This is a genomic window from Aeromonas sp. R6-1 (assembly GCF_040908165.1).
Taxonomy (GTDB): domain Bacteria; phylum Pseudomonadota; class Gammaproteobacteria; order Enterobacterales; family Aeromonadaceae; genus Aeromonas; species Aeromonas caviae.
Genome location: NZ_JBFODF010000014.1, coordinates 40,697 through 54,662 on the forward strand (window position 1 = coordinate 40,697; position 13,966 = coordinate 54,662).

At 61.7% G+C, this 13,966-nt stretch carries 12 protein-coding genes and 1 tRNA gene; 6 read left to right on the plus strand and 7 right to left on the minus strand.

Going from position 1 to position 13,966, the window contains the following annotated elements; all coding sequences use genetic code 11:
* Positions 1-58: 58 nt before the first annotated feature.
* From pstA to tadA, 3 genes are all read right to left on the minus strand, one after another.
* Positions 59-1,708 carry a phosphate ABC transporter permease PstA gene (gene pstA, locus AB5Y68_RS02170; RefSeq protein WP_039040254.1) on the minus strand — a complete coding sequence of 550 codons (1,650 nt, stop codon included), beginning with the start codon at positions 1,706-1,708 and terminating at the stop codon, positions 59-61.
* Between the two features lie 17 nt (positions 1,709-1,725).
* The gene (locus AB5Y68_RS02175; protein WP_039040253.1) at positions 1,726-3,963 is read right to left on the minus strand and encodes an ABC transporter permease subunit; all 2,238 of its coding nucleotides are present in this window, start codon (positions 3,961-3,963) and stop codon (positions 1,726-1,728) included.
* A 168-nt stretch (positions 3,964-4,131) separates the two neighbouring features.
* The gene (gene tadA / locus AB5Y68_RS02180) at positions 4,132-4,680 is read right to left on the minus strand and encodes a tRNA adenosine(34) deaminase TadA (RefSeq protein WP_080770013.1); all 549 of its coding nucleotides are present in this window, start codon (positions 4,678-4,680) and stop codon (positions 4,132-4,134) included.
* Positions 4,681-5,065: 385 nt separating this feature from the next.
* Between tadA and AB5Y68_RS02185 the strand changes: the two genes are divergently transcribed.
* A tRNA-Pro gene (locus tag AB5Y68_RS02185) sits at positions 5,066-5,142 on the plus strand.
* Between the two features lie 256 nt (positions 5,143-5,398).
* Positions 5,399-5,533: a hypothetical protein gene (locus AB5Y68_RS02190; protein WP_267882648.1), complete on the plus strand. Its 135-nt coding sequence runs from the start codon at positions 5,399-5,401 to the stop codon at positions 5,531-5,533.
* A 212-nt stretch (positions 5,534-5,745) separates the two neighbouring features.
* On the opposite strand, the gene AB5Y68_RS02195 is transcribed toward AB5Y68_RS02190, so the two are convergent.
* Complete coding sequence (locus tag AB5Y68_RS02195) at positions 5,746-5,964, minus strand: hypothetical protein (protein WP_368206893.1); 219 nt, start codon at positions 5,962-5,964, stop codon at positions 5,746-5,748.
* Between the two features lie 261 nt (positions 5,965-6,225).
* Between AB5Y68_RS02195 and aceB the strand changes: the two genes are divergently transcribed.
* Both aceB and aceA read left to right on the plus strand, forming a co-directional pair.
* Complete coding sequence (gene aceB, locus AB5Y68_RS02200) at positions 6,226-7,833, plus strand: malate synthase A (protein WP_039040252.1); 1,608 nt, start codon at positions 6,226-6,228, stop codon at positions 7,831-7,833.
* Positions 7,834-7,902: 69 nt separating this feature from the next.
* Entirely contained in the window at positions 7,903-9,216 is a 1,314-nt protein-coding gene (gene aceA / locus AB5Y68_RS02205; RefSeq protein ID WP_039040251.1) for an isocitrate lyase, read from the plus strand.
* Between the two features lie 212 nt (positions 9,217-9,428).
* Here aceA and hda read toward each other — a convergent pair whose 3' ends face one another.
* From hda to upp, 3 genes are all read right to left on the minus strand, one after another.
* Entirely contained in the window at positions 9,429-10,130 is a 702-nt protein-coding gene (gene hda, locus AB5Y68_RS02210; protein ID WP_039040250.1) for a DnaA inactivator Hda, read from the minus strand.
* Positions 10,131-10,232: 102 nt separating this feature from the next.
* Positions 10,233-11,261 carry a DUF2066 domain-containing protein gene (locus tag AB5Y68_RS02215; RefSeq protein WP_039040249.1) on the minus strand — a complete coding sequence of 343 codons (1,029 nt, stop codon included), beginning with the start codon at positions 11,259-11,261 and terminating at the stop codon, positions 10,233-10,235.
* Positions 11,262-11,408: 147 nt separating this feature from the next.
* Positions 11,409-12,035, minus strand: a complete 627-nt coding sequence (upp, locus tag AB5Y68_RS02220; RefSeq protein WP_039040248.1) for a uracil phosphoribosyltransferase — start codon at positions 12,033-12,035, stop codon at positions 11,409-11,411.
* 176 nt (positions 12,036-12,211) lie between these two features.
* Between upp and purM the strand changes: the two genes are divergently transcribed.
* On the plus strand, positions 12,212-13,249 hold the full coding sequence (gene purM, locus AB5Y68_RS02225; RefSeq protein ID WP_039040247.1) for a phosphoribosylformylglycinamidine cyclo-ligase: 1,038 nt from the start codon (positions 12,212-12,214) through the stop codon (positions 13,247-13,249).
* The gene (gene purN, locus AB5Y68_RS02230) at positions 13,246-13,884 is read left to right on the plus strand and encodes a phosphoribosylglycinamide formyltransferase (RefSeq protein WP_039040246.1); all 639 of its coding nucleotides are present in this window, start codon (positions 13,246-13,248) and stop codon (positions 13,882-13,884) included. The genes purM and purN overlap by 4 nt, the downstream gene beginning before the upstream one ends.
* The last annotated feature ends 82 nt before the right edge of the window (positions 13,885-13,966 follow it).

Genomic DNA, 13,966 nt, shown 5'->3' on the forward strand with positions numbered 1-13,966 from the left:
CGCTGCCGGAATATCTGGTTGGCAGGGAAGGTCCCTGCCCGTCTCTGTAATGGCTGGATTAATGTTCCAGCGACCGGAATTTCTCGCGCAGGTGGTTACGAATACCGATCGCCGTCAGGTTGAGGCCGACGATCACCGTCACCAGCAGGAAGGAGGTGGCGTAGACCAGAGGACGCGCCGCCTCGACGTTCGGGCTCTGGAAGCCCACGTCATAGATGTGGAAGCCCAGGTGCATGAACTTGCGCTCCACGTGCAGGTACGGGAAGTTGCCATCCATCGGCAACGTGGGAGCAAGCTTCACCACCCCCACCAGCATCAGCGGCGCCACCTCGCCCGCCGCACGGGCGATGGCCAGGATAAGGCCGGTCATGATGGCCGGGCTGGCCATGGGCAGCACGATGCGCCACAGGGTCTCGGCCTGGGTAGCACCCAGCGCCAGCGAACCCTGGCGAATGGTGCTCGGGATCCGGGCCAGCCCCTCTTCGGTTGAGACGATCACCACCGGCAGGGTCAGGATGGCCAGGGTCAGGGCTGACCAGATGACACCGGGGGAACCGAAGGTCGGGCTCGGCAGCGCTTCCGGGTAGAAGAGGCGGTCGATGCTGCCCCCCAGGGTGTAGACGAAGAAGCCCAGGCCAAACACGCCGTAGACGATGGAGGGCACCCCCGCCAGGTTGATCACCGCGATGCGGATGATCTTGGTCAGGCTGTTCTTGCCTGCGTACTCGTGCAGGTAGACCGCCGCCACCACCCCAAGCGGGGTCACGATGATGGCCATCAGGATCACCATGAAGACGGTGCCGAAGATGGCAGGGAAGACGCCGCCCTCGGTGTTCGCCTCCCGGGGGTCATCGGAGACGAACTTGCCTATCTGGTGGAACCAGTGACCCACCTTGGCCATCAGGCTCATGTCGTTGGGCCAGACCACATCCAGTACCTTGGACATCGGCATGGTCACCAGTTCGCCGCGCATGTCCTTGACGGTGATGCTGTCTCTGTCCGCCTGGGTACGCAGGGAGAAGAGCTCTTTCTCCAGCACCTGATAACGGTCGTTGAGGGCCTGACGCTCGCTCGCCAGCTCGGCTTTAAGCTGATCGGTCAGCTTGTCATCCAGCTCGGCCTTGCGCTCTTTCAGGCGCAGGCGCTCCAGCTGATAGTTGATGCTGCCGATGGCCCCTTTTTGCAGGTCGTTGGCTTGGCTTGAGAGGCCGTTGGCACGGGCCAGCACCCGCTGCAAGGCGGGATGCAGATCCGTGGTCAGCTCCTGGCCATCTTCCTTCACCGAGGTGATGTAACCATAGAAGTTGCCGTTGGTGGCACGCTCCACCATGGCGATCTCCGCCGGCTGGGTGCGCGATTTGATATCGGTCTCCAGCACCCAGCGAAAATCGAGGTCGACGAACTCCCGGTTGCCGGTTTTGACCAGATAACGGGTAATCTCTTCGCGATCCTCCCCTTCCAGCGCCTGGCCTGCGGCGCGCAGGCGCTCCACCGGCACCAGCTCCCGGTCGTTGATCTCGCCAATCAGGACGCTCTTGTTGCCGCTTGCATCTTCAAGTTGCCACTCATAGATGGGATGGGGCCAGAAATAGACCAGACCACGCCAGCCAATCAGCAACAACAGACCCAGTACGGCCACCAGACTCAGGCTGACGGCGCCCCCCGTCATCCAGATCCAGGGGGCCCCCGATTTAAACCACTTACCCATTGTCGATTCCTTAGTCCTTACAGAGAGCTGTACTTTTCACGCAACCGCTGGCGGACGAATTCGGCCAGGGTATTGAACAAGAAGGTGAACACAAACAGCACGAAGGCGGCGAGGAAGAGCACCCGGTAGTGGGAGCTGCCCACTTCCGATTCCGGCATCTCCACCGCGATGTTCGCCGCCAGGGTCCGTAGCCCCTGGAACATGGAAAAGTCCATGATGGGGGTGTTGCCTGTGGCCATCAGCACGATCATGGTCTCGCCCACGGCGCGGCCAAGGCCCATCATCACCGCCGAGAAGATGCCCGGGCTCGCGGTGAGGATCACCACCCGGCTCAGGGTCTGCCACGGGGTCGCCCCCAGCGCAAGCGAGCCCTGGGTCAGGTGCTTGGGCACCGAGAAGACCGCGTCTTCGGCGATGGAGAAGATGGTGGGGATGACCGCAAAGCCCATGGCGATACCGACCACCAGGGAGTTGCGCTGGTCAAACTTGATGCCCATGTCGTGGGTCAGCCAGATGCGCGAATCACCGTGCATGAAGGCGTTCTCGATGATGGGGCTCAGGGCGAAGGCGCCCCAACCGATGAACAGCAACACAGGGATAAGCAGGATGGCGTGCCAGCCTTCCGGCAGCCAGGTGCGGCCTCGCTCCGGCAGATAGTTCCACACCAGGGCGGTGAGCAGCATGCCCATGGGCAGCAGGATCAGCAGCAGGATCACCCCGGGCAGGGCCCCTTCGATGATGGGCGCAAGCCACAGACCCGCCAGGAAGCCGAGGATGACGGTCGGCAGCGCCGCCATGATCTCCACCGTCGGCTTGACGTATTTGCGCAGCCCCGCCGACATGAAGTAGGCGGTGTAGATGGCACCGGCGACACCCAGGGGCACCGCGAACACCATGGCATAGAAGGAGGCTTTCAAGGTACCGAACACCAGGGGCACCAGGCTCAGCTTGGCTTCGAAGTCGTTGCTGGCGGAGGTGGACTGCCACACGTACTGGGGCTCGGGATAGCCTTCATACCACACCTGTTGCCAGAGGGCAGACCAGGTTACCTCGGGGTGATCGTTCTCGACGTCAAAGACCTTGAAGTCATCCCCCTGCTGGGTCAACAGCAGGTTGTGGCGAGGAGAGATGGCAACAGCAGCCAGGTTGCCCCCGTCAATCTTCTCGCCAAGCAGCTTGGCTTCGCCGGTGGCATGGAAGAAGTTGATGGTGCCGTCGCTGCCTGCGCTGATGAAGCCCTTGCGAAAGTGCTCGGGGGTCAGCAGGGCGACCGGCGCGTCACTCTTGAAGTCACGGATCTGGGTGAACTGGCGCTTGCCATCCTTTGCCACCTCGAACCACTGGGAGATGACGCCGTTGTCGTTGCCCACCAGCAGGGAGGACGCACCGGAGAGCAGGGCCACCTGGGTCACGCTGGCATTGGGGGCGTTGATCTCCATGACATTGCGCAGGGAGATGTCGCTCAGGTTGTGGATGTCATAGACCGACAGGCGGTTGCCCTCGCGCACGAACAACAGGCGCAGGTTCGGGGTCAGCAGCATCTGGTCAACATGGCGTGGCAGGGACGGAATGGTGTAGGTCTGGTTGCTCCACTCGATTTCGCCGGAGAGGAAATTCTCCTCGCCGCTCATCACCATCAGCACACCACGACCATCTTCGGTCACGGCCGCGGTCGCCATCTTGTCCTTGGTCGCCTCGAAGACCATGCGCGTCAGCGCCTTGCCCTGGGGATCGATCACCACGGGGGTCTCGCCGAAGGGATATTGCAGGCTGGGCTCAATGACGCGCACGTCATTGGGATAGGAGATCTTGAAATAGGGTTGCACCACCTGAGCCTTGCCGTCGGCAAACCCATAGGCGATGAGTTTCTGGCCCGGTGCAGGCGGCGCGACCGCCGTGATCTCGCCGTTCACCTGTGCCTCGCCAATCACCTGTCCGGTCTTGATCTTGCCATCCGGTTGCACGGCAAAGAACTTGACCTTTCCCAGGTCGCTGAAGCGGTAACCTATCTCGTTTTGCTCCTCGACCCCGAGCCAGGCGGTCTTGCCCTTGATGGGCAGGGTGAAGGAAGCGGTGCTCTCCATGCTGGCGCCATTGAAGATGGGCTTCACCACATAGAGCAGGTAGAAGAAGATAAGCAACAGCGCCACCAGCACCAGGGCTCCCCCTGTGGTGACGCCATATTTGGCCAATTTATCCTTGATCCGGCGTTTTCGACTGCCCGCCATGACCAGATTTAACGATTCCGATGACATGCAAGACCTCAATGTGAGCTAGGCTTGGCGGCATTATATGGCGGATGCATGACAGTTTTGTTACATCAACAGCGGCAAAGAGCGCGGGCTTCATCGCAGGGGTGGCAGTTGGTATTCGGGGGGAAGCAGGCCGCCGGTCTGGCAGTGAAATAAAAGCAAACGGGGCCATCAGGCCCCGCTGTCATCTTGAGGAAGCGCCTCTTTCGCGGCGAGTCTGGCCGCCTTCTTCTCGGCGCGGCGCCGTTTGAAGAAATCCGACAGCTGGGCCGAGCAGGCGTCGGCGAGCACCTCCCCCGTCAGTGCCACCTGGTGGTTGTGGCGGGGATCCAGCAGGATGTCGAACACAGACCCTGCCGCCCCCGTCTTCAAATCCCGGGCACCATAGACCACCCGCTTGACCCGGCTGTGGATGAGGGCGCCGGCACACATGCAGCAGGGCTCCAGCGTCACATAGAGGGTGGTGTCGAGCAGGCGATAGTTTTCAAGCTGCTTGCCCGCTTCCCGAAGCGCCATCACCTCGGCATGGGCGCAGGCGTCGTGCTCGCTGATGGAGCGATTCCACCCCTCTGCCACTATCTTGTCCCCCAGCACCAGCACGGCGCCCACCGGGATCTCGCCTATCCCCTCTGCCCTGGCTGCCAGGGCCATGGCATGGCGCATCCAGCGTTCGTCCTGCTCGCGCTGGCTGATCTGTGCTGCAACTTCAGATGGTTTCACGCCCTGATCCTCTCGTCGATATGATGTCGGCTTGCCTGGCCCCTGCACGGCATCGGCCGCGCACTTCCGGATTGCTGCGTCCCGGCCCTGGGCACACCGGGCCCCTTCCGCCTCGCGCTGGCCGGTAGCCGGTAGCCCACGACAGAAGATGCAGTCAATGAAAGAGAGGCCAAAGGCCCCGGCGACATAAGAACGCCCCGAGTTGGGTGTTCGCCACCCTGTGCCCACCTAAGGGGGCGGCGATTATGCCAAAACTCCGGCCAGGGCCCAAGTTGCATCTTCGCTGAACAATAAAGAAGCAGTCGGCATCTCCCTGATAAAAAAGGAGTTGCGCCCGCCAAATCATCCGATTAGACTTCCTCCCCGTCAGCCGAGCTGACTCCGTCGGTGTGTAGCGCAGCCAGGTAGCGCATCTGCATGGGGTGTAGAGGGTCGGAGGTTCGAATCCTCTCACACCGACCAAATTCCCCGAAAATAGCCCAGTCAAACGACTGGGCTATTTTTTTGCCTGCACGCCCGACGCTCGCCTCTTTTTCCTCTCGCCTCCCCCGTTCATCGGGTCGCCGCTTTTTATTGGCATGAATTTTATACAGAACCACTTGAAGCTTTTACAAAGTGCCGCTAGGATACGCAACTTTTCCGCCGGCCAGAAAACAGGGAGGTGGGCGTTAGGGTGATGGACTCACCGACCGGCTTGCAATCAATGAGGCAAGCATCCATGACCCAAGCAGTTGACACTCAGCCCGTTCAGCCCCTGCTCTCCCCCGCCGATCTCGATCCCGCGGAGCACGAATTCGGCGGTTCAGTGCATCTCGATGTGATCGATCTCGCCGCCCCGGATGAAGATTACTGAGACGAACAGGCCCCAAGTTGCGGTTCAAGACGCCGGTTTTGCTGTCCGGCACCGCCTTCTACCCCTGACGAGACACCGCCCTCACAAATAACGATAAAATGCCATAAAAAGATAAAACTCTGGTTTTATTCACTAGCCGATAACGATGCACATCCCTCCCTCGGGCTCCCGTTCCCTGATACAAACCTACGTTATTGCGCGTCATTTCCCTGCTATCCCCGTTTCCCCTCCCTCTTCACATCTTTTCCTGATTCGGTTTTAAACAACAGTTCATCAACCAGTCTCCTTGCAGGCCAGATGAAAGCTGCATTGAAAGGATGCATTTCATACAGATGTTTTTTCCAAGCCTGGAGTAAGGTCGGGATTTCTTTTTGCATTTGTAATTTTATTACGTAATTAATTACATTTCCGACACCCGCTTGCCGGCCCATTCATCCTCCCTGAGGGGCGGCGCAACCAAGAGCATAACTATCTGTGTAGAGCTTTTATGCTAATCAAGTAAATCCTTTTAAAACATCATCTTAACAACCACACCAAAACACCTGTTTTAAAAATCAAGTTGACGAACCCCCCATTCTTTTGCACCTTATGAGTCGTGTTACCCCGCTGTTACGGGGAGTTTAAGAGAAACGAATATAGACGTTAGTCGTAGTTAGTAAGTTCAAAATGTAACTTTCAAAGGAGTGAACCCTATGTCGGCACCGGCCCAGACCATCAGCAGCCCCCGCCTGCACATCCAAGGCGAGATGCTTCCCGATTACGCGCAGATCCTGACGCCGGATGCGGTGGCCCTGGTATCCGAGCTGGTGGAACGCTTCGCTCCCCAGCGCAATGAACTGCTCAAACAACGGGTCGCCCGTCAGGCCCGCACCGACGCAGGTGAGCTGCCGGACTTCCTGCCCGAAACCGCTCACATCCGCGACGGCGACTGGACCATTCGTGGCATCCCCGCCGACCTGCAGGACAGGCGTGTGGAGATCACCGGCCCGGTCGAGCGCAAGATGGTGATCAACGCCCTCAACGCCAACGTCAAGGTGTTCATGGCCGACTTCGAAGACTCCCTGGCGCCGGCCTGGAACAAGGTGATCGAGGGTCAGATCAACCTGCGCGACGCCGTCAACGGCACCATTGCCTACCAGAGCCCGGAGGGGAAGGCCTATACCCTGAGTTCCGATCCGGCCGTTCTCGTCTGCCGGGTGCGCGGCCTGCACCTGCCGGAGAAGCACATCACTTTCGACGGCGAGCCCATCCCCGGCGGCCTGTTCGACTTCGCGCTCTACTTCCTGCACAACCACAAGGCGCTGCTGGCCAAGGGCTCCGGCCCCTACTTCTATGTGCCCAAGCTGCAGAGCCATCTGGAGGGGCGCTGGTGGAGCGAGGTGTTTGCCTGGACCGAAGACAGGTTCGGCCTGCCCCGCGGCACCATCAAGGCGACCGTGCTCATCGAAACCCTGCCGGCGGTGTTCGAGATGGACGAGCTGCTCTATCAGATGAAGGACCACATCGTCGCCCTCAACTGCGGCCGCTGGGACTATATCTTCAGCTACATCAAGACCTTGAAGAACCACCCGGATCGCGTTCTGCCGGACCGCCAGGTGGTCACCATGGACAAGCCGTTCCTGTCCGCCTACTCGCGGCTGCTCATCAAGACCTGCCACAAGCGCGGTGCCCTGGCCATGGGCGGCATGGCCGCCTTTATCCCGGCCAAGGATCCGGCGGTCAATGCCGAGGTATTCGCCAAGGTGAAGGCAGACAAGGAGCGTGAGGCAAACAACGGCCACGATGGCACCTGGGTGGCCCACCCCGGCCTCGCCGATACCGCCATGGCGGTCTTCAACGCCGCCATCCCGGCCGACGCCAGCAACCAGATCCATGTGCTGCGCGAGCAGGATGCCCCCATCACCGCCACCGATCTGCTGGCTCCCTGCGAGGGGGAGCGCACCGAGGCGGGCATGCGCACCAATATCCGGGTCGCCCTGCAGTATCTGGAGGCCTGGATAGGCGGTAACGGCTGCGTGCCCATCTACGGCCTGATGGAAGATGCGGCGACCGCCGAGATCTCCCGCACCTCCATCTGGCAGTGGATCCGCCACGGAAAATCCCTGTCAAGCGGCCAGGTGGTGACCAAGGCGCTGTTCCGCCAGATGCTGGCCGAGGAGCAGGAGGTGGTCAGACGCGAAGTGGGCGAGGCGCGCTGGCAGGCTGGCCGCTTCGCCGAGGCGAGCGCCCTGATGGAGGAGATCACCTGCGCCGACACCCTGATCGATTTTCTGACGCTGCCCGGCTACGAGCGGCTGTGAAACCCGGGCCGGTGACGGCCCCCATAACAAGTCAATGGAAACGTGAAATCAATGAAAGAGGGAACTGATATGGCACTGACCCGTGAGCAACAGATCCAGGCTATCGAGAAAGACTGGGCAGAAAACCCCCGCTGGAAAGGGATCAAGCGCGGCTACAGCGCCGAGGACGTGGTGAACCTGCGTGGCAGCCTGCAGCCGGCACACACCCTGGCCCAACGCGGTGCCGACAAGCTGTGGGAACTGATCCACGGCGGCGCCAAGAAAGGCTATGTGAACTGCCTCGGCGCCCTGACCGGTGGTCAGGCGGTGCAGCAGGCCAAGGCCGGCATCGAGGCCATCTACCTCTCCGGCTGGCAGGTGGCGGCGGACAACAACCTCTCCTCCACCATGTACCCGGATCAGTCCCTCTACCCGGCCAACTCCGTGCCCTCGGTGGTGGAGCGCATCAACAACTCCTTCGCCCGTGCCGACCAGATCCAGTGGGCCAACAAGGTGGGCCCGCAGGACAAGGGCTTCATCGACTACTTCCTGCCCATCGTCGCGGATGCGGAAGCCGGCTTCGGCGGCGTGCTGAACGCCTTCGAGCTGATGAAGGGGATGATCGAGGCGGGCGCCGCCGGCGTGCACTTCGAGGATCAGCTGGCCTCAGTGAAGAAGTGCGGCCACATGGGCGGCAAGGTGCTGGTCCCGACCCAGGAAGCGGTGCAGAAACTCATCGCGGCCCGCCTCGCGGCGGACGTCTGCGGCACCACCACCCTGGTGATCGCCCGCACCGACGCCAACGCGGCGGATCTGCTGACCACGGATGCGGACCCCTACGACGCCGGCTTCCTGACCGGTGAGCGCACCAGCGAGGGCTTCTACAAGGTTCAGGCCGGCATCGAGCAGGCCATCTCCCGCGGCCTGGCCTATGCTCCCTACGCCGACATGGTGTGGTGCGAGACCGCCAAGCCCGATCTGGACGAGGCGCGCCAGTTTGCCGAGGCCATCAAGGCCCAGTACCCGGACAAGATACTGGCCTACAACTGCTCCCCGAGCTTCAACTGGAAGAAGAACCTGGACGATGCCACCATCGCCCGCTTCCAGCAGGAGCTCTCCGACATGGGCTACAAGTACCAGTTCATCACCCTCGCGGGCATCCACAACATGTGGTTCCACATGTATGAGCTGGCCTACCAGTACGCTCGCGGCGAGGGCATGAAGCACTACGTCGAGATGGTGCAGCAGCCTGAGTTCGCGGCCGCCGAGCGGGGCTACACCTTCGTGGCGCACCAGCAGGAGGTGGGCACCGGTTACTTCGACAAGGTGACCACCGTCATCCAGGGTGGCCAATCCTCGGTGACCGCTTTAACGGGCTCCACCGAAGAGGACCAGTTCCACTAAGGTGATGGCTAGAATGGCGCCGACCAGGTGACCCTTTCAGCCAGCTATCCAGGGTGGGCAATCCTCGGTGACCGCGCTGACCGGCTCGACCGAAGAAGATCAGTTCCACTGATAAGCAGAATCCCTTGAGATAGCAAAACCCCGGCCAGTGGCCGGGGTTTCTTTTTATCCGTGGCCTCGGCGTCGCCGAGCCTCAAACCAGCTTGACGGGCTCAGAGCTCGAGTATCTCTTTGACAAAGGGAATGGTCAGCTTGCGCTTGGCGCGGAAGGAGGCGTTGTCGAGCCGGTTGAGGGTGGCGAGCAGGGTGCGCATGTCGCGCGACAGCCGGTTGAGCAGGAAGCGGCCCACGTCGATAGGCAGCTTGAAGCCCCGCAGCTCGGCGCGCAGTTGCAGGGCACTGAGCTTGCCTTCGTCATCGAGCTCATCGAGGTGGAAGCTCACTCCCCAATCCAGGCGGGAGGCGAGATCCGGCAGCTGCAACCCCAGCTTGCGCGGCGCACTGCAGCCGGTGACCACCAGGGTCCCCTCTCCCTTCTCCTTCCAGCGGTTGTAGAAGTCGAACAGGGCCCGCTCCCACAGGGCGTTGCCGGCGATCGCCTCCAGGCTGTCGAGGCAGACCAGGGGCAGGCTCTCCAGGGCATCCAGCATGCTGGGGTCGAGCTGTTCGAACTGATCGAGGGAGAGATAGGCAGCGGCGGCGTCGCGGGCGTTGACCTCGGCGCAGGTGGCGTGCAGCAGATGGGAGCGGCCCGAGCCTTTGGCTCCCCAGAAATAGAGGAAGGGCGAGCCCTGACCGATGGCCGCGTTCTTGAGGGCGGTGATCAGATGGGCATTGTTGCCGGGATAAAAACTGACGAAGGTTTCATCATCCGGTAGTTGTACGGCGAGAGACAGTTGGGCCGGTTGCTTCACTCGTTGGGCTTTGACTGTGATATTTGCGGGCAAGTGTATCACCAGAGCGGCAGATAGAGAACCGCCCGGGTCATGCCGGGCGGTCTGGAACATCCTCTGGGCTCAGGGCTGCGACCATTGGTAGCGCAGGCCGCTCTCGTTGTCTTCCACCTGGCGCAGACGGCTCTCAAGCTGCAGACCCCGCACCAGCTCCGCCTTGTCTCCCTGCAACGAGAGATTGAAGGTGACCTTGTCTCCCTCCAGCTTGCCGATCGCCACTTTGGTAACGCTGGCCATGCCTTGCAGCATCTTCTGTATCTGGATCATGCCGTCGATGTCGGACAACCCCTCCACCACCAGGGTCTGGCTGGAGGCGACCCCGGAGAGGCGGGTGCCGTACTGCTGCACCAGCCAGCCGGCCAGGGCATCGGCAAACCCCTTGGCCACCTCGGCCTGGGACCCCGAGCCAGACCCCTTGGTCAGTTCGGTCAGCTCCCCGGCCTGGGCACCCGGCTTGACGCCATAGAGGCCCCAGTCGATGCTCCAGCTCTCTCCCTCCGGCGTCAGCTTGCCCAGCACCACCATTTCGGCGCCATAACGCTGGCTCGCCTTGAGCACGGGATCGGCGAAGCGACCCCAGACGTCGGTGGCGTTGACCGCCATGTTGTCGTCGAGATCCATCAGCGGGATGCTGATGGGCAGCCCCATGGCCTGGGCCTGGGTACGCAGGGCGGCGGCCCAGCCATCGCCGGACTGATCCGGCAGGATGCGGCGCTCCCCTTCGTCGACAACCAGCCAGACGCCCAACTGAGGACGCACGGGCCCCAGCAGGGCAAACTTGCTCTGGGCGACCAGGGCGTTGACCTTGGCCACGTCGAAATCGGCCTTGAGAAACTTCACCGGCCCCACGTCCTGATAGCCGTAGTGCTGCACATAGTCACCGGGCGCGGCCAGCGCCTTGACCACGTCCGGCTGGGTCAGGATGTCCCGCTTGCCCGTCACCTTGACGAGCACATCCCCCAGGGCCTGAGCCTGAGCGGCCGTCATGTCGCCGCTGGTGGGTGCCTTGCCCTGATAGAGGTCGGTCACCTGGGCGGCCGACGCCACGAATGGCAGACAGCAGCAGAAGAGCATCGCTAAGCGTTTCAGCATAAAGAAGATTCTCGAAATGGGGGATGGTGCTTATGGTAGCGGCAAGGCCCAGGTGGCAGCAAGCCGGCGGGGGGCATAAACCACGAAGCCGGCGAGAGGCCGGCTTCGCTTGCGCTCTTTTTGAAAGAGCGCCGATGACATCAGGACTTATTTGGTGCCGAAAATCTTGTCACCGGCATCGCCCAGACCCGGGACAATGTAGCCCTTCTCGTTCAGGCCCTGATCGACGGCGGCGCAGTAGAGCTCCACGTCCGGGTGGGCCGCTTCCAGCGCCTTGATCCCTTCGGGGGCGGCAACCAGCACCAGCACCTTGATGGACTGGCAGCCCTTCTTCTTCAGCAGATCGATGGTGGCGATCATGGAGCCGCCGGTGGCCAGCATGGGGTCGATCACCAGGGCCAGACGCTCTTCGATGTTGCTGACGATCTTCTCGAAGTAGGGGACCGGCTGCAGGGTCTCTTCATCGCGATAGATACCGACCACGCTGACGCGGGCGCTCGGCATGTGCTCCAGCACCCCGTCCATCATGCCAAGACCGGCACGCAGGATGGGCACGACGGTGACCTTCTTGCCCTTGATTTGGTCAACTTCCACTGGCCCGTTCCAGCCATCGATGGTAACTTTCTCGGTTTCGAAGTCAGAGGTCGCTTCGTAGGTCAACAAACTGCCCACTTCCTTGGCCAGTTCACGGAAACGCTTGGTGCTGATGTCGCCTTCGCGCATCAGGCCGATCTTGTGCTTGACCAGGGGGTGTTTGACTTCAACGACTTTCATTATTATCTCCTCTAACTGCCGCCAAAAAAATCGCGGAATCATACAACAAAAGCCGCCCCTTGTAGAGCTTTTCCATCCAAAAACGCGCAAACGATTTTCTTTCTGCTTTTCCCTGCCCGCTGATAGAATACGCCCCGAATTTTACCCTCCACTTCTTTATATGACGGGGAATACGCGTGACTGACAAAACCTCACTGAGCTACAAGGATGCTGGCGTGGATATCGATGCCGGCAATGCACTGGTTGAACGTATCAAGGGCGTGTCAAAGCGCACTCGTCGTCCTGAAGTCCTTGGTGGTCTTGGCGGCTTTGGGGCCCTGTGTCAAATCCCTGCAGGCTACAAGGAACCGGTACTGGTCTCCGGTACCGACGGGGTGGGCACCAAGCTGCGTCTGGCCATCGATCTGAAGAAGCATGACACCGTGGGGATCGATCTGGTGGCCATGTGCGTCAACGACCTCATCGTCCAGGGCGCCGAGCCCCTCTTCTTCCTCGACTACTATGCCACCGGCAAGCTGGACGTGGACACCGCCGCGGCCGTGGTCACCGGCATCGGCGTCGGCTGCGAGCAGTCCGGCTGCGCCCTGGTGGGTGGCGAGACCGCCGAGATGCCCGGCATGTATGAAGGGGAAGACTACGACATCGCCGGTTTCTGCGTCGGCGTGGTGGAGAAGAGCGAGATCATCGACGGCAGCAAGGTCGGCGAAGGGGATGCCCTGATCGCCCTGGCCGCGAGCGGCCCCCACTCCAACGGCTTCTCCCTCATTCGCAAGATCCTGGAAGTCTCCAAGGCAGACGTCCACCAGCCGCTGGGTGACACCACCCTGGCCAACGCCCTGCTGGAGCCGACCCGCATCTACGTCAAGCCCGTGCTCAAGCTCATCGAGGAGTGCGAGATCCACGCCCTGTCCCACATCACAGGCGGCGGCTTCTGGGAGAACATCCCCCGCGTGCTGCCCGCCAATACCCAGGCGGTGATCGACGAGCAGAGCTGGCAGTGGCCGGCGGTGTTCAGCTGGCTGCAGCAGGCCGGCAACGTCACCCGCCACGAGATGTATCGCACCTTCAACTGCGGCGTCGGCATGATCATCGCCCTGCCGGCGGATCAGCTGGACAAGGCCCTGGCCCTGCTCAAGGCGGAAGGCGAGAACGCCTGGCACATCGGCCACATCGCCAAGGCGGCCGATGGCGAGGAGCAGGTCATCATCAAATGATGCGGATCCTGGTTCTGATCTCCGGCAGCGGCAGCAACCTGCAGGCGATCCTCGACGGCTGTGCCAGCGGCAAGATTGCAGGCCAGGTGGTGGGCGTCATCAGCAACAGGGCCGATGCCTATGGTCTGGTTCGCGCCAAAGAGGCGGGGGTGGCCACCGCCATCCTGGCCCAGCAGCAGTTCGCCAGCCGGGAGGAATATGATGCCGCCCTGCTGGCCCTGATGCAGGACTACCAGCCGGATCTGGTGGTGCTGGCCGGCTTTATGCGGATCCTGAGCGGCGATCTGGTGCGCCACTTCGCCGGACGGATGATCAACATCCACCCCTCCCTGCTGCCGAAGTACCAGGGGCTGCACACCCACCAGCGCGCCATCGAGGCCGGTGACGACGAGCACGGCGCCAGCGTCCACTTCGTCACCGAGGAGCTGGACGGCGGCCCGGTGATCCTGCAGGCTCGCGTGCCCATCTTCGAGGGGGACAGCGCCGACGAGGTCGCTGCCCGGGTCCAGGTCCAGGAGCACTGCATCTACCCCCTGGTGGTGCAGTGGTTCTGCGAGGGGCGCTTGCAGATGCGAGAAGGGTCTGCCTTCCTCGATGGCAAGCAGCTTGGCCTGGCAGGCTATGCCAGCGAGTAACCGCTAGCAGCAGTAAGACACAACAAGGGAGGCTCAGGCCTCCCTTGTCATTTCTATCTACCAGCGCAATTGCTGCCATCAC

What these genes read in the sequence shown, in the direction of transcription:
- pstA (WP_039040254.1), bottom strand. Translation starts at nt 1,708, where the DNA reads ATGGGTAAGTGGTTTAAATCGGGGGCCCCCTGGATCTGGATGACGGGG.
- AB5Y68_RS02175 (WP_039040253.1), bottom strand. Translation starts at nt 3,963, where the DNA reads ATGTCATCGGAATCGTTAAATCTGGTCATGGCGGGCAGTCGAAAACGC.
- AB5Y68_RS02190 (WP_267882648.1), top strand. Translation starts at nt 5,399, where the DNA reads ATGACCCAAGCAGTTGACACTCAGCCCGTTCAGCCCCTGCTCTCCCCC.
- AB5Y68_RS02195 (WP_368206893.1), bottom strand. Translation starts at nt 5,964, where the DNA reads ATGGGCCGGCAAGCGGGTGTCGGAAATGTAATTAATTACGTAATAAAA.
- aceB (WP_039040252.1), top strand. Translation starts at nt 6,226, where the DNA reads ATGTCGGCACCGGCCCAGACCATCAGCAGCCCCCGCCTGCACATCCAA.
- aceA (WP_039040251.1), top strand. Translation starts at nt 7,903, where the DNA reads ATGGCACTGACCCGTGAGCAACAGATCCAGGCTATCGAGAAAGACTGG.
- AB5Y68_RS02215 (WP_039040249.1), bottom strand. Translation starts at nt 11,261, where the DNA reads ATGCTGAAACGCTTAGCGATGCTCTTCTGCTGCTGTCTGCCATTCGTG.
- upp (WP_039040248.1), bottom strand. Translation starts at nt 12,035, where the DNA reads ATGAAAGTCGTTGAAGTCAAACACCCCCTGGTCAAGCACAAGATCGGC.
- purN (WP_039040246.1), top strand. Translation starts at nt 13,246, where the DNA reads ATGATGCGGATCCTGGTTCTGATCTCCGGCAGCGGCAGCAACCTGCAG.